Here is a 17392-nt window from a genome sequence, read left to right as displayed (position 1 = left end):
CCGGACCCGCCTCCGGCTCACTCCGGAAGGGGCCCGCGGCGCGAGGACTCGCGGACGACGAGCCGGTACGGCGTGGCCACCTGGGGAGCCGCCGCACCGCCTCCCGCCTGCGCTTCCTCGCCGGGTGCCGGCTCCCCGGACCGGCCGGCCGCCTGCATCTGCTCCTCCAGCAGGGCCAGTGAACGCTCGGCGATGGCGTCGAGGTCGGGGGCGATGGAGGTGAGCGGCGGGTGCGTGTAGGCGGACTCCTGGACGGCGTCGATGCCGACGACCGCGACGTCCTCGGGCACCCGCACCCCAAAGGCGTCCAGGGCCCGCAGCGCTCCGACGGCGAGCGCGTCGTTGAAGGCGAAGACGGCGTCGGGCAGCGGGCCGTCGCCCTCCAGCAGCTCGCGCACGGCGATGTAGCCCTGCTCCCTGGTCCAGTCCTCGACGGGCACGACCAGCCAGTTCACCCGCCGCACCCGGGCCGCCGACATCGCCTGCTCGTAGCCCTCGGTGCGCTGGCGGCCGTTCTCGCTGCCGTTGCGGCCGAGCGCGACGATCCGGCGGCAGCCCTGCTCCAGCAGGTGCTCGACGGCCGTCCGGGCGGCCGCCACGTTGTCGATGCCGACCCGCGGGAACTGGTCGCCGACACTGTGCTCGCCCAGCATGACCAGCGGAAAGTCCGGCTTCTTCGCGGCGATGTCACCGGCCGGCAGGGTCAGCGCGCTCAGCAGCACGCCGTCGGCGACGTTGGTCAGACCGCCCTCGATGATCCGCCGCTCCACCGCACTGTCGCCCGCCGTCGACTCGACGAGCACCGTGATGTCACGCCGGCCTGCGGCCCTGATCACGGCCTGGGCGAGTTCGGCGAAGTAGGGCTCGGCGAGGAACGGCACGGCGAGCGCGATGAAGCCGGTACGGCCCGAACGCAGGCCGCGCGCGAGGTAGTCCATGCGGTAGCCCAGCTCGTCGAGCGAGCGCTGCACCTTGGCGCGGGTGTCGGGGCTGACGTGGGAGAAGCCGTTGACCACGTTCGACACCGTCCGCACCGACACTCCGGCGTGCTCGGCCACGTCCCGCATGCGCACCTTGGCCACTGGGACCTCCTTCCCGTCGTGTCGGCACTCGGAGCCTGCCGGGGCCTCGATGGGGCGCCCGGCGGGCCCTCCGAGTCTGCCGCACCGGGAGGTCCCGGCCCATCGTCGCATCTCACGAGGGCCTTGCATCGATGCAAACGATCACTCATGATGGCAGGGCTTCGATCGTAGAAACGCCTGTGCCGGGAATTCCGGAAAAGGCAGGAGGAGGGTCCGTGAAGGCGAGCGAGCAGGACGGGACGTATCCGAGGCCGATCCTGCGGCGAGAGCTGTGGCACAGCCTCGACGGCGTCTGGGAGTTCGGGTACGACGACTCCCGCGTGGGCGAGCGCGACGCGTGGTTCTCCGACGCGTCCACGGACGGGTTCGACCGCGAGATCACCGTCCCGTTCCCGCCCGAGGCCCCCGCCTCCGGCATCGGCGAGACCGCCGCCCACGCGGTGGTCTGGTACCGCCGCCGCATCCCGCACGGGATCCTCGCCGTCGGCGGCGGCGACCGGGCGCTCGTGCACTTCGGAGCCGTCGACCACCGCGCGAAGGTCTGGCTCGACGGCCGGCTGGTCGCCGAACACGTGGGCGGCCAGACGCCGTTCACCGCCGACGTCACCGACGCGCTGCGCCCGGGGGCCGAGGAGCACGTGCTCGTCGTCCGTGCCGAGGACGACCCGGCCGACCTGGCGCAGCCGCGCGGCAAGCAGGACTGGCAGGACCGCCCGCACGCGGTCTGGTACGAGCGGACCACCGGCATCTGGCAGACCGTGTGGACCGAGACCGTCGGCGCTCAGCACGTCACCGACCTGGCCTGGATCCCCGATCCGGCGCGCGGTGTCACGGCCGAGATCACCCTGGCCGCGGCGCCGTCAGGCCCGGTGAGCGTTCAGATCGAGCTGAGCCACGACGGCGCGGTGCTCGCCGGATCGACCACGGCCGTCCGTACCCCGCGCGGCCGCGTCGACCTCGCCGTCCCCGCCCTGCGCAACGGGATCGACCGCGAGGACCTGCTGTGGAGCCCCGAGCGGCCCACCCTGCTCGACGCCCGGGTGACGGTCCGCGACGCGGCCACCTCGGAGGTGCTGGACACCGTCGACAGCTACGTCGGCCTGCGCAGCGCCGGTGTCGGCCGAGGCGCCTTCCTGCTCAACGACCGGCCCTACTACGTACGTTCGGTCCTCAACCAGGGCTACCGCCCCGACACCCTGATCGCGAACTCCGGCACCGCCGCACTGCGCCGCGAGGTCGAGCTGATCAAGGCCATGGGCTTCAACGCGGTCCGGATCCACCAGAAGGCCGAGGACCCCCGCTTCCTGTACTGGGCCGACCGGCTCGGCCTGCTGGTGTGGGGCGAGACGGGGGCCGCCTACGAGTACGGCACCGAGGCCGTGGAACTGCTGACCCGCGAGTGGCTGGACCTGGTGCGGCGGGACCGCAGCCACCCCTCGATCGTCACCTGGGTGCCGGTCAACGAGAGCTGGGGCTGCTCCGACATCGCGAACGACCCGGCCCAGCGGGCCTACACGGTCGCGCTCGCGAACCTCACCCGCGCCCTGGACCCGACCCGCCCGGTCATGTCCAACGAGGGCTGGGAGCACACCGACAGCGACATCATGGGCGTGCACGACTACGCGTCCGACCCCGCACTGCTCACCCGCCGCTACGGCGACGCCGCCGGGTTCGAGGCGCTGCTGGCCTCGCCGGGTCCGGCCGGCCGGACCCTCTCCCTCGACGCGCGGCAGACGGAGCGCTACCGCACCGGCGAAGTCCCCCTGATGGTGACCGAGTTCGGCGGCCTGTCGGTGGGCGCCGAGGAGGACGAGTTCTCCTACACGCGGACCACGTCGGACACGCAGTACGCCGCTCTGCTCGGCGACATCTTCGGGGTGCTGCACACGAGCCCGATCGTCGCGGGCTTCTGCTACACGCAGTTCATGGACACCGCCCAGGAGACCAACGGCCTGCTCTGCACGGACGGTTCACCGAAGCTGCCGTTGGAGACGATCCGCCGTATCGTCACCGGCGCCGAGCCCGCCCCCGAGGTGAAGCCGGAGCCGCCGGCCCTGGACGGCGCGGAGCGGTGACCGGTGGCGGACCTCGGCGCGCCGACCGCGCCGAGGTCCGCCGGTCCCCGTGCCCCGGTCGTCCGCACGGGACGGCAGCTCCGGGGGCCCGGCGGGGAGGGCTTCAGAGCACTCTCCTTCTCCGGCCGAGCCAGGTCTGGGCGACCACCACCACGGCCAGGAACGCCCCGCTGACGACCTGCTGGTAGGCGGAGTCGAGCGAGCCGATCTGGTTGATCACGTTCTGGATGACCTTCAGCAGCAGCACGCCGACCAGGGAGCCGCTGATGAATCCGGAGCCGCCGCTGAGCAGGGTTCCGCCGATGACGACGGCGGAGATGGCCTCCAGCTCCATCCCGCTGCCGAGGATCGTCACTCCGGACAGCAGCCAGGCCGCGTTCAGCGCGCCGGCCAGTCCGGCGCACAGGCCGCAGAGCGTGTAGACGGAGATCTTCGTACGGGCCACCGGCGCGCCCATCAGGGCGCCCGCGTCCTCGTTGCCGCCGACCGCGTAGACGTACTGCCCGAACCTGGTCCCGCGCAGCACGACGGCGCCGACGACGAACAGCGCCACGGTGATCCACACGGGCACTCCGATGCCGCCCAGGGAAGCCTGTCCGAGGGTGGCGAAGAAGGAGTCCTTGTCGACGAGGTACGTCGTCGAGCCCTCGTCGGTGATGGCCAGCAGGATGCCGCGGGCGCCCAGCATCGCCGCCAGCGTGACGATGAACGGCGGCAGCCCGACGCGGGCGATCAGCACTCCGTTGAGCAGGCCGATCAGTCCGCAGCCGGCCAGGGGCAGCAGCAGGGCGACGGCCGTGCCGTACTGCGACCCCCAGGCGGCGAGCACACCGCCGAGGGCGAACAGCGAGCCCACCGACAGGTCGATGCCGCCGGTGACGATCACGAACGTCATGCCGAGGGCGACCACGGCGAGGAACGCCGAGGACAGCGCCATGTTCTCCAGGTTGTCGCCCGTCAGGAACGTGTCGAAGCTCAGCGACGCCACGGCCATGGCGATCACGAGGGTGACCAGGGCGCCGTGCTGCTGCGCGAGCCCGCTCAGCCGCTCGGAGCGGTTCATGCGCCGGGGACCGGCGTCCGTGCCGTTCACGGTCTCGCCCGGCATACCGGACTCTTCGGTCTGTGTGGTCATCTCCCGCCTCGCTCCCGGGCCGCGTAGACGGCGAGGACGATCACCACGGCCTGGGCGATCTGGGTCCACGACGGCGGCAGGTCGTGCTTGATGAGGGTGGTGGTGAGCAATTGGATGAGCACGGCACCCGCGACGGTGCCGCCGATGCGCACCCGTCCGCCGCTGAGCGGGGTGCCGCCGACGACCACTGCGGTGATGGCCGACAACTCCATCAGGGTGCCGAGGGAGGTGGGGTCGCTCGCGGCGAGGCGGGCGGTGGCCAGCACGCCCGCGACCGCGGCGAGGGCGCCGGAGCAGACGTAGACCACGACCAGGACCCGGCGTACCGGGAGTCCGGCGAGCCGGGCCGCCGGACGGCTGTCGCCGACGGCCAGCACCTGCCGCCCGAACGTGGTGCGGCGCATCACGAACGTGACCAGCAGCGCGAGCGCCGCGGCGATGAGGACCAGGTAGGGCACGCCGAGGACCGCGCCGGAGCCGAGCGCCGCGAGGCCCGGGTCGTGCACGTCCTTGAGCTGGGGCAGCAGGACCAGGGCCAGTCCGCGTCCGGCGACCATCAGGGCGAGGGTGGCGACGATGGGCTGAACGCCGACGAACGCGATCAGCGCGCCGTTGGCGACTCCGACCACGGCACCGGCGAGGACCGCGATCAGGAGGGCGAGCCAGGGCCCGTAGCCGAGATACAGGGAGAGCAGGGAGGTGGCCAGCGCCATCACCGAACCCACCGACAGATCGACGCCCTCGGTGCCGATCGCCAGCGCCATGCCCAGGGCGACGATCAGGACCGGCGCCACCTGCACGGCCTGGGTGCGGAAGTTCTCCGCGGAGGCGAAGTGCGGGGTGAAGGCGAAGTTGAACAGCAGCAGCACCAGGACGCCGGTGTACACGCCGTAGTCCTGGAGCAGCCGCAGCAGCCGGGTGCGGTCCAGGGCGCCGCGCGCGAGCGTGAGGTCAGTCATCGCGATCCCCCGCGGGTACGGCGGCGATGGCACGCATCAACTCGCCCTCGGTGACGGCGTCGCCGGTCAGTTCGCGGACCACGACGCCGTCCTTGAGGACCACCACGCGGTCGCTGCCCTCGATCAGTTCCTCGGTGTCGGAGGAGATCAGCAGCACCGCCAGACCGTCGTCGGCGAGTTCGTCGACGAGGGCCTGCACCTCGGCCTTGGCCCCGACGTCGATACCGCGGGTCGGCTCGTCCAGGAGCAGGACCTTCGGGTGCAGGGCGAGCCAGCGGGCCAGCAGGACCTTCTGCTGGTTGCCGCCGGAGAGTTCGCCGACCTTCTGGTGCGCGCCCGCGGCCTTGATGCGGAGCCGTTTCATGAACGTCTCGACGATCCGGTCGACGCGGGCGTCGTCGACGAGGCCGAAGCGGGACAGGCCGGGCAGCGCGGCGAGCGCGATGTTCTCGCGGACCGACAGGCCCGGCAGGATGCCCTCGCTCTTGCGGTCCTCCGGCAGCAGGCTGATGCCGGCGCGGATCGCGGCCGCGGTGGAGCCCGCCCGTACCGGGACACCGGCCACGGCGACCCGGCCCGAGTCGGTCGGCAGGGCGCCGGCGATGGCCTTCGCGGTCTCGCTGCGGCCGGAGCCGAGCAGTCCGCCGAGGCCCACGACCTCGCCGGGCCGCACCGACAGCGACACCTTCCGCAGCTGATGACGTATGGTCAGGTCGGTTGCGGTCAGGACCGGTTCGGCCTCGGTGTCGTGCGCTCCGGAGAACTTGGTCATGCCCTCCGCGCGCACCTCGCCGATCTCCCGGCCGAGCATCATGGCCACCAGGTTCAGCCGGCCGAGTTCGGCGAGCGGACCGGTGTGCACCACCCGGCCGTCGCGCAGGACGGTGATCGTGTCGCAGAGTTCGTACAGCTCGTCCATGCGGTGGCTGACGTAGACGACCGCGACGCCGCGCTCGCGCAGCATGCGGATCACCTCGAACAGGGTCTGCACCTCGCGCGGTTCGAGTGAGGAGGTCGGTTCGTCCATGATGACCACGCGGGCCTCGACGGCGACGGCGCGGGCGAGCGCGACCATCTGCTGGGCGCCGACGCCGAGTTCGCGCAGCGGCCGGCGCACGTCGACCCGGATGCCGAGCCCGCGCAGCGCCTCGTCGGCCTCCCGGTGCATGCGCCGGAAGTCGATCAGGCCCAGCCGGTTCAGCGGCTCGCGGCCGAGGAACAGGTTGCGGGCCACGCTCATCAGCGGGACGAGGTTGACCTCCTGGTAGATGGTGGAGATGCCCGCCCGCTGGGCCTGCAGCGGGGTGGTGAAGCGGACGGGGCCGCCGTCGTAGGTCACCTCGCCGTGGTCGGGCCGGTACACGCCGGTGAGCACCTTGATGAGCGTCGACTTGCCGGCTCCGTTCTCGCCGACGAGCGCGTGCACCTGCCCGGCGCGCGCGGTGAAGTCCACGTCGGACAGCGCGCGCACGCCGGGAAAGGTCTTGGACAGCCGGCTGACCGAGAGCACGTCAGTAGGCCTTGCCGAGGTCCGCCTGGGCATTGCTCTTGTCGTAGGCGCTGTCCTTGATGACGATGTCCTGCCCGACCTTCTCGCCCTTGGTGAAGGTGTCGAGGGTCTGGAAGGCGAGCGGCCCGAACCGTGGGTTGGACTCGATCACCGCGGAGATCCAGCCGTCCACGATGCCCTGGACGGCGTTGCGGGTTCCGTCGATGGTCACGATCTTGACGTCCCCGGGCTTCTTGCCGGCACCCTTGAGGGCGTTGACCGCGCCGAGGCCCATCTCGTCGTTCTCGGCGTAGATCCCGGTGATGCCGGGCTTGGACTGGATGAGGTTCTCGGTGACCGACTGGCCCTTCTCACGGGCGAATTCGCCGGTCTGGCGGAACACGATCTTCAGGCCGGGCGCCTTCTCCTTGACGCGGTCCTCGAAGCCCTTGGTGCGCTCGGTGGTCACGTTGTTGCCGGCCGCGCCGAGGAGGATGGCGATCTCGCCCTTGCCGCCGGTCGCGGCGATCATCTGGTCCGCGGCCCGCTTGCCCTGCTCGACGAAGTCGGAGCCGATGAAGCTCACGTAGTCCTTGCAGGCGGTCGCGTTGATCTTGCGGTCGATGGTCACGATCGGGATGTGCCTGGCGGCCGCGGTGCGCAGCACCGGTTCCCAGCCGTCGGAGTTGAGCGGGGCGATGACCAGGAGGTCCGCGCCCTTGGCAATGAGGTCCTGGACGTCGCTGATCTGCTTGGAGAACTGCGACTGGGCGTTGGCGGTGAGCAGTTTGACGCCCTGCGCCTTGGCCTCGGCCTTGATGGAGGCGGTCTCCGCGATCCGAAAGGGGTTGGCCTCCTTCTCGGACTGGGAGAAGCCGACGGTGGCGGACTTCAGGTCGGTCTTGCGACCGCCGTAGGCGCCGATGGTGCAGGTCGGGCCGGAGGCGGTGCCGGGTGAGGCGACCACCTGTCCGGCGCCGTCCTGTGTCGAGGCGGGGGGCGTGGAACTCGCGTCGTCCTCGGACTTGGTGCATCCGGTCGCGAGCGCGAGGCCCGCCACCAGGCCGGCGGCGAGAAGGGTTCGTGCGGAGGTGCGACGGGCAAGTGCGGTGGGCTTCATCAGGGGTCCCCAAACGGCACGGCCCCGGAGCTGAGAGCGCTCTCGGGGAGGCTTGCTCTTGCGTCAACTCAGCGTGCTCGTCGTTCAGGGGAGGTTTTTACATCGTTGGAAGGGCCGTGTAAAGCCTTCCGTCCGAAATCTCGTCACCGCCGGCCCAGGGTGCTCTCCCGCTCGACGAGTTCGAACTTCGCGGTCAGTTCGCGTCCGCCGGGCTCCTCCCGGCCCGACAGGCTGCGCAGCAGCGAGCCGACGGCCATCTTCGCGATGGCCTGCTTGTCCGGCGAGACCGTCGTCAGGGTGACGGCCCCGAAACGCCCTTCCGCGATGTCGTCGAAGCCCACCACCGCCACGTCCCACGGCACCCGCAGACCCCGCTCGTGCAGCACCCGCATCGCCCCGATCGCGATCAGGTCGTTGAAGGCGAACACGGCGTCCGGACGCACGCCGGAGTCCAGCAGCTCGGCCATCGCGCGCGCCCCGTCGTCGCGGTCCCAGCCGCCGACCGGCACCACCAGGCTGTCCGGCGCCGGCACCCCGGCCGCCGCGAGTTCCGTGCGCCAGCCGTCCAGCCGCAGGTGGGCGGGCTCGTTCACGGAGTCGGTGCGCACGCCGAGGTAGGCGATCCGGGTGCGGCCGCGGCCCAGCAGATGGCGCACCGCGCACCGGGCCGCCGCCACGTTGTCGATCGCGATGTGGTCGAAGGGCAGGCCGTACTCGCGTTCGCCGAGCAGCACCAGCGGGACCTCTCCCGACCTGCCCCGCAGGTCCTCGGCCTCCAGGGTCAGCGGGCTGAGGATCAGCCCGTCGATCACGCCGCCGCGGAAACCCTGGCTGACCAGGATCTCCTGCTCGCGCTCGCCCCGCGTGTGGTCGAGCAGGACGGTGAACTCGTGCTCCGCGGCCGCGTCGATCACGGCGCCGGCCAGCTCCGCGAAGTACGGGTTGCCGAGTTCGGGGACGGCGAGCGCGATGATCCCCGTCCGGCCCTTGCGCAGATGTCGCGCGGTCAGGTTGGGCCGGTAGCCGAGCTCGTCGATCGCCGCCTGCACCCTGGCGCGCATGGCCGGGGTGACGTGCGGATAGTTGTTCACCACGTTGGACACGGTCTTGATCGAAACGCCCGCGCGTTCCGCCACGTCCCTCAGGCTGACCCGCAAGGGATCTCCTCAGCGTCGATGAGTGCCTCGTCCCCGGGGATTGTCATGCCCCTGGACAGAGGCCGAGAGCCGTGCTCTCATGCCAACTGCCGTTCCTTCCAACGTTGTACAGACTGAAGCAACGAGCCGCCACCCTTCCTCACCCAAGGAGGATTCGTGCGCATCAGACCTCTCGGACCACGCCTCGCCCTGCTGGTCGCCGCGGCACTGGGCCTCACCGGCCTGACCGCGGCACCCGCCGCCACCGCGGCGGACGACCCCGTGGAAGTCCACGGGCTCAAGGGCGAGTACTACACCCAGTCCGCCCCCGGCGCCTTCGACTTCGACAAGCTCAAGGCGACCGGGTTCGATCCGAACCTCGACTTCGACACGCTGGAGCCGCGCCTGAACTTCGCCACCGGCCAGTCGGACGACGTCAGCGTCCGCTGGACCGGGAAGGTCGTGCCGGAGAAGACCGGGCCCACCACGTTCTCCGTGATCGGGGACAACGGGTTCCGGCTGTGGGTCGGCGGCCAGTTGGTCATCGACCACTGGGTGGACGACTGGGACCGTGAACAGACCGCCCAGCCCGTCGAGTTGACCGCGGGCACCGCCTACGACATCAAGGTCGAGTACTTCGAGCACTACGGCGGGTCCAACCTCCACCTGCGCTGGACCCCGCCCGGCGGCACCAAGACCGCCGTACCGCAGTCGGCGTTCCGGCTGCCCGACGGCTACGACTACGACGGAGCCGTCTCCACCGCCGTCCTGGCGAGCGGCCGCACGCTGGCCCTCGAATTCGCGCGACCGCTCGGCGCGCCGCCCGCCGGGCTCGCCGAGCACTTCGACGCCGTGATCGGCGGCGCCACCTGGCCCCTCGGCAGTGCCCGCCGGGATTCCGCCGACCCCCGGAAGCTGCTGATCACGCTGAAGGAGCCGGTCGTCGGCAACAGGACCGGCACCGCCTCGGGTCTCGCCGACGTGCGCTACGACGGCCAGGGCGGTCTGACCCGTCCGGATGGCAACGTTGTCGGCTCCTTCTGGAGCAGCGGGGCCAACAAGTCGACGTACGAGTTGCGCACCCGGTGGGCGGACAAGGTCGGTCCGCACAACGCGCATCCGGAGTACCCGAGGCCCCAACTCACCCGTGACTCCTGGCGGAACCTCAACGGCACCTGGCAGTTCGCCGCCGCCACCGCGGGAGAGCGGCCTCCGGTGGGCAGGAAGCTCGGCGAGAAGATCCTCGTCCCGTATCCGGTCGAGTCGCAGCTGTCCGGGCTCGAACGGCACGAGGACCGGATGTGGTACCGGCGCACCTTCACCGTCCCGGCCGGTTGGAAGATCGGCTCCGGCAAGCGGCTGCAGCTGAACTTCGGGGCGGTCGACTGGCGGGCCACGGTGTACGTCAACGGCACCGAGGTGGCCGAACACCAGGGCGGGTACGACAAGTTCAGCGCCGACATCACCGACGCCCTGAAGCCCGGCCGCACCCAGGAGCTGATCGTCGGCGTCTGGGACCCGACCGACGCCGCCGACGGCGAGAACCCGCCGGTCGGCAAGCAGCGCCTGGACCCCAGCGGCATCTGGTACACGCCGACCTCCGGCATCTGGCAGACGGTGTGGATGGAACCGGTCGCCGCCGATCACGTCGACCAGCTCAAGCTCACCCCCGACGTCGACGCCGGCACCCTGACCGTGGAACCGCAGGGCGTCCGCGACGGCCTGCCGGTCACGGCGACGGCCTACCGAGGCAAGCGCGCGGTGGCCACCGTCACCGGCCGCAGCGGGGCGCCCCTGACCCTGCGCATCCGCGATCCGCGGCTGTGGTCGCCCGACGACCCGTTCCTCTACGACCTGAAGGTGAGCGTCGGGGCCGACCGGGTAGGCAGCTACTTCGGGATGCGGTCGGTGAAGGTCGAGAAGGTGAACGGTGTTCCGCGCACCCTGCTCAACGGGAAGCCGGTCTTCATGATGGCCACCCTCGACCAGGGATTCTGGCCGGACGGCCTGTACACCGCGCCGACCGACGAGGCGCTCGCGTACGACCTGAAGATGCACAAGAGCATGGGCTTCAACGCGGTGCGCAAGCACATCAAGGTGGAGCCCGACCGCTGGTTCTACTGGGCCGACCGGCTCGGCCTGATGGTGTGGCAGGACATGCCGGCGATGACCGCGGGAGTGAACCCGTCCACCCAGGCCCGCGCCGAGTACGAGCGCGAGATGAAGCAGATGATCGACGAGCACTACAGCAGCCCGTCGGTCGTCATGTGGGTCACCTTCAACGAGGGCTGGGGCCAGTACGACATGGCCCGCGTCGCCGACCAGGCCAAGGCCTGGGACCCGACCCGGCTGGTCAACTCCATGTCCGGGCTCAACCTCGGCGAGGACGGCGGCACCGGCGACATCATGGACGAACACGGCTATCCCAGTCCGGCCCTGCCACCGCACCCCGACGGCCGGCGGGCCCTGGTCGCCGGCGAGTACGGCGGCCTCGGTCTGGCCGTGCCCGGTCACGCCTGGTCGGTGCAGCAGTCGTACGTCGACGTCGACCCGGCGGCCTACACCGACGACTACCTGGCCAAGCTGGGCGAGGTCCACGCGCTGGCCTGCAAGGGCGGCAACGGCGCGGTGTACACCCAGATCTCGGACGTCGAGGGTGAGCTCAACGGCCTGCTGACGTACGACAGGAAGGTCGTCAAGCCGGATGTCCAACGGCTCAGGACGGCTCAGCGGGCGTTGATCTCCGACGCCTCGCGGGCCACGCCGGCCGGGTGCGCCTCCTGACGCCCGGCCGGAACCGGCGGACGCCTCCCCGCGCCGCGCCGCCTGTCCTGCGCCGCCCGTGAGAGGAGCGTGGTCCGCCGTCGCCCGAACGGCGGCGGACCACGCTCCCGACTCCCCCGGCCGCCCGGAGGAGTCAGTCCCGCGTCACCGGGACCCGCCACACCAGCGTGGTCCCGCCGTCGCGGGGGCAGTCCCAGTCCAGCCGTCCGCCGAGCTGCTCGGCGCGCTCCGCCATGTTGCGCAGGCCGCTGCGGCGGCCGGCGGGCGGGATGCCGGTGCCGTTGTCCCTGACCGTCAGGCGCAGTTCGCGGCCGTCGGTGGCCAGGATGACGTCGGCCCGGTCGGCACGGGCGTGCCGGGCGATGTTGGTGAGGGCCTCGGAGAGCACGGCCACGGCGTGGTCTGCGATCTCCCTGGACACGTCGGTGTCGAGAAGCCCCTCCATGCGCACGCCGGGGGCGAAACCGAGCACCGGGGCCGCCTCCCCGGCCACCCGCACCGCGCGGGCCCGCAGCCCCGTCCCGGCGTCGCCGTCGCGGATGCGCAGCCCGAAGATCGTCGACCTGATGATCCTGATGGTCTCGTCCAGGTCGTCCACGGCGCGCGCCACCCGCTCGGCGGCCTCGGGGTGCTCGACGAACCGGCCCGCGCTCTGCAGGGTCATGCCGGTGGCGAACAGCCGCTGGATCGCCAGGTCGTGCAGGTCGCGGGCGATCCGGTCGCGGTCCTTGAGCACCGCGACCTCCTCGGCGTCCTGCCGCCGCTGGGCCAGTTCCATCGCGACGGCGGCCTGGGCGGCGAAGGCCTGGAGGGTCTCGGTCTCGGTCGGGGTGAACGTCGGCCGGCCGGACTCCCGCGCCAGCAGCAGCACGCCTCGCACCCCGCCCTCGCCGGTCCCGATGGGAACCGCCACGGCGGGCCCCAGGCCCTGGAAGCGGGGCGGCTCCGGCGAGACGTGCGGGTCGTGGCAGACGTCCGCGGAGACGGCGGGGGCGGCCGAGGCGAACGCGCGCCCCATCAGGGTGCCCTCCGGCGGCAGGACGAGACCTCGGTGCGCCTCGGCGTCCATTCCGACGGCGATCTCCACCGCGAGCGACCCGGTCCCGGCCATGGGCAGGCCGACCGCGGCCAGCGCGGATCCGGTGATCTCACCGGCCCGTCCGGCGATCTGGCCGAGCACCTCGGCGGGCTCGCGGCCCGACATCAGGTTGTGGGTGATCTCCGCGTTCGCCCGCAGCCAGCGTTCCCGCAGCCGGGACTCCTCGTAGAGCCGGGCGTTGTCGATGGCGACGCCCGCGGCCACCGCCAGGGTGGAGAGGACCGACTCGTCCTCCTCGTCGAACTGCGCTCCGCCGTGCTTCTCGGTGAGGTACAGGTTTCCGAAGACCTGGTCGCGGACCCGGATGGGCACGCCGAGGAAGGTGTCCATGGGCGGGTGGTCGACCGGGAAGCCGTAGGAGGCGGGGTGCTCGGAGAGCTTCGCGAGGCGCAGCGGCTCGGGGCGGCGGATCAGCTCGCCGAGGATGCCGTGGCCCTCCGGATACGGCCCGATCCGGGCGATCTGCTCGTCGGTGACTCCGATGGTGTGGAAGGCGGACAGCCGCTTGCCGTCCGGGCCGATCACGCCGAGGGCCGCGTACTCGGCGTCGACGAGGACCGCGGCGGCCTCCACGATGCTGTGCAGGGCCTGCTCCAGGTCCAGTTCCCGGCCGACCGAGAGGACCGCCTCCAGCAGGCTGTGCACGCGGTCCCGGGTGCCGCGGGCCGCGTCAAGACGCGCCTGCAGTTCCTCCAGCAGCTCGTCCAGCCTGAGCTGCGGCAGGCGTACGCGAGCCTGCTGGGGCTCCTCGGGGCTTCCCACCTGGTTCTCCTCGGGCACTTCGGGCGGGGTGACACCGGCCGCTCCAGTCATTTGTCACGTTACCGGCCGAAGGCGGGCGACGGTACGGATTCGGACGTGCCGGGCGCCGGTGCGCCTGCCCGGCGGGGCGGAGCACGGTGCGCCGCGCCCGGACGGGATCCGGTTCCGGCCGGTCCCGGGTCCGTACGGATCCGTGCCGGGGCCGATCGGCCCTGGGAAAGGCCCGGCGACCGGGAGACAGTGGCCCCAGGCGCGGCACCCATCCCCCGCGGTGTCGCTCCGCACGCCTGCCCGCCGACCGCGAGCAGTCCGCCAGCCCTCCGGAAGCCGTCATGATCCACGACCACGACCGGCCCGTCGCCGCGGGCCGGCACCGCCGCGTCGACCTCGACGCCGCCACGGCGCTGCGCCTGCTGGGCAGCGTGTCCCTGGGCAGGATCGTCTTCACCCGGCAGGCCCTGCCCGCCGTCCGTCCGGTCGACCACGTCCTGGACGGGGGTGAGATCGTCGTCCGCACCCACGCGGGCGCCGACGTGAGCGCGTACGTCCGGCAGGGCGAGGGGCTCGGCGCCGTCGTCGCCTACGAGGCCGACAGCATCGACCCGGACACCCGCCTGGGCTGGAGCGTGGTGGTGACGGGTTACGCCCGCCTGGTGACCGACCCCGTCGAACTCGGCCGCTACCGGGCGATGTTGCGTCCCTGGGGGGATCCGGCGACGGACCAGGCGATCCGTGTCCGCCCGGATCTGGTCACCGGGGTCCTGCGGAGCGCGGACAGCGGCTTGGGCGAGGTCTGAGCCGGACCCGGACGGCCGGGACGCGGTGGGGCGGCCCGAACGGTCCCTGGCCGGCGGGCCGGCCGGCCCCGGGGGCCGGGGGCCGTTCGGCCCTTCCGCGCCGTCCGGGGGCGGCGCTTGGATCGCTCCATGTCCGAGAACCCCACGTCGCCCGTGCCGTCTTCCGCCGTCCGCACCCTCGACGGGACGACCGTGATGACGCTGCACGGCGAGATCGACCTGAAGACGTCGATCCCGCTGATGTCCCGTCTCGACGCGCGCACCGCGGGTCCGTGCCCCGATCTCGTCCTGGACCTGAGCCGGGTGAGCTTCATCGACTGCGCGGGGCTGAGCGTGCTGTGCCGCGCCCTGAACCGGGTCCGGGCGCGGCACGGCAGGCTCCTGCTGGTCACCGACAGCGGACGCTTCCGCAGGATCCTGCACGCCGCCGGTCTGGGCGACGTGTTCGAGGTCCAGGCCCACCTGCCCGAACCGCTCGCCCCTGAGCCCGTGAGCCGGGTCTGAACGGGCCGCGCCGGCCCGGGTGTTCAGGCGTCCCAGCTCCAGTCGGCGACCTCGGGCAGGTCGGTGCCGTGCTCACGGATCCAGGCGTGGTGGCGGGTGCGGGCGTCGGCCATCCGCTGGCGCACGGCGGCGGCGCGGACCGCGAGGCCGGGGACACGGTCGATGACGTCCATGACCAGGCGGTAGCGGTCCAGGTCGTTGCGGACGACCATGTCGAACGGAGTGGTGGTGGTGCCCGCCTCCTTGTAGCCGCGCACGTGCAGGTGCCGGTGGCCGGCGCGCCGGTAGGCGAGGCGGTGGATCAGCCAGGGATAGCCGTGGTAGGCGAAGATCACCGGTCTGTCGGAGGTGAAGAGGCCGTCGTACTCGAAGTCGGTCATCCCGTGCGGGTGTTCCTCGCGCGGCAGCAGCCGGGTCATGTCGACGACGTTGACGACGCGCACGGCGAGCTGGGGCAGGTGGCGGCGCAGCAGCTGGGCGGCGGCCAGGATCTCCTGGGTGGGGACGTCGCCTGCGCAGGCGAGGACGACGTCGGGTGCGCCGCCGTTCTCCGTGCCCGCCCAGTCCCAGATGCCGGCGCCGCGGGCGCAGTGGGCGCGGGCCTGGTCCATGGAAAGCCAGTCGAAGCAGGGCTGCTTGCCGGCCACCACGACGTTGACGTAGTCCCGGCTGCGCAGGACGTGGTCGGCGACCGACAGGAGGGTGTTGGCGTCCGGTGGGAGGTAGACGCGGACGACCTCGGGGCTCTTGTTGAGGACGTGGTCGACGAAGCCGGGGTCCTGGTGGGAGAAGCCGTTGTGGTCCTGGCGCCATACGTGCGAGGTGAGCAGGTAGTTGAGGGAGGCGATGGGCGCCCGCCACGGCAGCCGGCGTGACGTCCGCAGCCATTTGATGTGCTGGTTGACCATCGAGTCGACGATGTGCACGAACGCCTCGTAGCAGGAGAAGAGGCCGTGCCGCCCGGTGAGGAGGTAGCCCTCCAGCCAGCCCTGGCAGGTGTGTTCGGAGAGGATCTCCAGCACCCGGCCGTGTCGGTCGAGGTGTTCGTCGACCGGGAGGCGTTCGGCCTGCCAGGCCTTGCCGCTGGCGCCGAAGACGGCCTGGAGCCGGTTGGACGCGGTCTCGTCCGGGCCCACCAGACGGAAGTCCCGGCGGGTGCGGGTGTCCCGCATGATCTGTTCCAGCAGGTCGCCGAGGACGCGGGTCGGTTCGTGCAGGGTGGTGCCGGGCTTCTCCACCGGGACGGCGAACCCGTCGAGGTCGGCGATGGGCAGCTCGCGGACGAGGAGGCCGCCGTTGGCGTGCGCGGTGGCGCCCAGGCGGCGGGAGCCGTCGGGGACGCAGGCGAGCACGTCGGCGACCGGCCGGCCGCCTTGGTCGAACAGTTCCTCGGGGCGGTAGGAGCGCAGCCACTCCTCCAACTGCCTCAGGTGGGCGGGATTCTCGCGGACGCCGGGCAGCGGGACCTGGTGGGCGCGCCAGGTGCCCGCCACGGGTTCGCCGTCCACCTCGGCGGGACCGGTCCAGCCCTTGGGCGTGCGCAGCACGATCATCGGCCAGTGCACGCGGCGGCTGTCGTCGCCCTCGCGGGCCGTGCGCTGCGCGAGCGCGATGCGGTCCAGGGCGTCGTCGAGCGCGGCGGCCATGGCCCGGTGGACCTGTGCGGGGTCGTCGCCCGTGACGTGGATCGGCTCGTGCCCGTAGCCCCGCAGCAGGGCGTCGAGTTCGGCCTCGGGGATGCGGGCGAGGACCGCCGGGTTGGCGATCTTGTAGCCGTTGAGGTGGAGGATCGGCAGGACGGCGCCGTCCCGGACCGGGTCGAGGAACTTGTTCGAGTGCCAGGCGGTGGCCAGCGGCCCGGTCTCCGCCTCGCCGTCGCCGATCACGCAGGCGACCAGCAGGCCGGGGTTGTCGAAGGCGGCGCCGTAGGCGTGCGCCAGGGAGTAGCCGAGTTCGCCGCCCTCGTGGATGGAGCCCGGCGTCTCCGGGGCCACGTGGCTGGGCACGCCGCCCGGGAAGGAGAACTGGCGGAACAGCCGCTCCATCCCGGCCACGTCCCTTGTCACGTCCGGGTAGGTCTCGCTGTAGCTGCCTTCCAGCCAGGAGTTGGCCAGCACGGACGGGCCGCCGTGTCCCGGTCCCCACACGCACAGCGCGTCCAGTCCGCGGGCCTTGATCACCCGGTTCAGATGGGTGTGGACCAGGTTCAGGCCGGGTGAGGTGCCCCAGTGGCCGAGCAGCCGCGGTTTGATGTGCTCCGGTCGCAGCGGCTCGGTGAGCAGCGGGTTGGCCATCAGGTAGATCTGGGCCGCGGCGAGGTAGTTCGCGGCGCGCCAGTGCGCGTCCAGGGTGCGCAGCTCGTCGTCGGACAGTACGGTGACGTCCTGGTGGTCGACCTTGGACATGGGGGAAACTCCGGGAGTCGTAGAGGTCATCGGGCGGTGGAGGCG

General features: G+C 71.9%; 12 protein-coding genes. 4 read left to right on the top strand and 8 right to left on the bottom strand.

What is annotated here, in order from left to right; all coding sequences use genetic code 11:
* Positions 1–17: 17 nt before the first annotated feature.
* Positions 18–1082: a LacI family DNA-binding transcriptional regulator gene (locus ACIRQ9_RS17430; RefSeq protein ID WP_404173362.1), complete on the bottom strand. Its 1065-nt coding sequence runs from the start codon at positions 1080–1082 to the stop codon at positions 18–20.
* A gap of 215 nt (positions 1083–1297) precedes the next feature.
* On the opposite strand from ACIRQ9_RS17430, the gene ACIRQ9_RS17425 reads away from it, so the two are divergent.
* Positions 1298–3157 (top strand): glycoside hydrolase family 2 protein, encoded by a 1860-nt coding sequence (locus ACIRQ9_RS17425; RefSeq protein WP_404173359.1) that lies wholly within the window; start codon positions 1298–1300, stop codon positions 3155–3157.
* A gap of 103 nt (positions 3158–3260) precedes the next feature.
* Here the strand turns inward: ACIRQ9_RS17425 and ACIRQ9_RS17420 are convergent, their stop codons facing one another.
* The 5 genes from ACIRQ9_RS17420 to ACIRQ9_RS17400 all read right to left on the bottom strand — a co-directional run bounded on the left by ACIRQ9_RS17420 (position 3261) and on the right by ACIRQ9_RS17400 (position 9017).
* Positions 3261–4265, bottom strand: coding sequence for an ABC transporter permease (locus tag ACIRQ9_RS17420; RefSeq protein ID WP_404173868.1), 1005 nt, complete (start codon positions 4263–4265; stop codon positions 3261–3263).
* A 23-nt stretch (positions 4266–4288) separates the two neighbouring features.
* Entirely contained in the window at positions 4289–5251 is a 963-nt protein-coding gene (locus tag ACIRQ9_RS17415) for an ABC transporter permease (protein WP_404173356.1), read from the bottom strand.
* Positions 5244–6794: a sugar ABC transporter ATP-binding protein gene (locus ACIRQ9_RS17410; RefSeq protein WP_404173353.1), complete on the bottom strand. Its 1551-nt coding sequence runs from the start codon at positions 6792–6794 to the stop codon at positions 5244–5246. Before ACIRQ9_RS17410 ends, ACIRQ9_RS17415 begins: the two co-directional genes overlap by 8 nt.
* On the bottom strand, positions 6763–7860 hold the full coding sequence (locus ACIRQ9_RS17405; RefSeq protein ID WP_404173350.1) for an ABC transporter substrate-binding protein: 1098 nt from the start codon (positions 7858–7860) through the stop codon (positions 6763–6765). The genes ACIRQ9_RS17410 and ACIRQ9_RS17405 overlap by 32 nt, the downstream gene beginning before the upstream one ends.
* A 143-nt stretch (positions 7861–8003) precedes the next feature.
* On the bottom strand, positions 8004–9017 hold the full coding sequence (locus ACIRQ9_RS17400) for a LacI family DNA-binding transcriptional regulator (protein WP_404173347.1): 1014 nt from the start codon (positions 9015–9017) through the stop codon (positions 8004–8006).
* Positions 9018–9173: 156 nt separating this feature from the next.
* On the opposite strand from ACIRQ9_RS17400, the gene ACIRQ9_RS17395 reads away from it, so the two are divergent.
* Positions 9174–11780, top strand: a complete 2607-nt coding sequence (locus ACIRQ9_RS17395; protein WP_404173344.1) for a PA14 domain-containing protein — start codon at positions 9174–9176, stop codon at positions 11778–11780.
* Between the two features lie 133 nt (positions 11781–11913).
* On the opposite strand, the gene ACIRQ9_RS17390 is transcribed toward ACIRQ9_RS17395, so the two are convergent.
* Entirely contained in the window at positions 11914–13641 is a 1728-nt protein-coding gene (locus tag ACIRQ9_RS17390) for a GAF domain-containing protein (RefSeq protein ID WP_404173864.1), read from the bottom strand.
* Between the two features lie 332 nt (positions 13642–13973).
* Between ACIRQ9_RS17390 and ACIRQ9_RS17385 the strand changes: the two genes are divergently transcribed.
* Together ACIRQ9_RS17385 and ACIRQ9_RS17380 are read left to right on the top strand one after the other, a co-directional pair.
* Positions 13974–14438, top strand: a complete 465-nt coding sequence (locus ACIRQ9_RS17385; RefSeq protein WP_404173341.1) for a pyridoxamine 5'-phosphate oxidase family protein — start codon at positions 13974–13976, stop codon at positions 14436–14438.
* A 129-nt stretch (positions 14439–14567) separates the two neighbouring features.
* The gene (locus ACIRQ9_RS17380) at positions 14568–14942 is read left to right on the top strand and encodes an STAS domain-containing protein (RefSeq protein WP_404173338.1); all 375 of its coding nucleotides are present in this window, start codon (positions 14568–14570) and stop codon (positions 14940–14942) included.
* A gap of 23 nt (positions 14943–14965) precedes the next feature.
* On the opposite strand, the gene ACIRQ9_RS17375 is transcribed toward ACIRQ9_RS17380, so the two are convergent.
* On the bottom strand, positions 14966–17347 hold the full coding sequence (locus tag ACIRQ9_RS17375) for a phosphoketolase (protein WP_404173335.1): 2382 nt from the start codon (positions 17345–17347) through the stop codon (positions 14966–14968).
* Positions 17348–17392 lie beyond the last annotated feature (45 nt).

Origin of the sequence: Streptomyces sp. NPDC101237, assembly GCF_044767465.1 — a bacterium.
In the GTDB taxonomy this organism is placed as follows: domain Bacteria; phylum Actinomycetota; class Actinomycetes; order Streptomycetales; family Streptomycetaceae; genus Streptomyces; species Streptomyces gramineus.
Note: the sequence above shows the minus strand (reverse complement) of the source record. Positions and strands in the feature narration are given on the sequence as shown.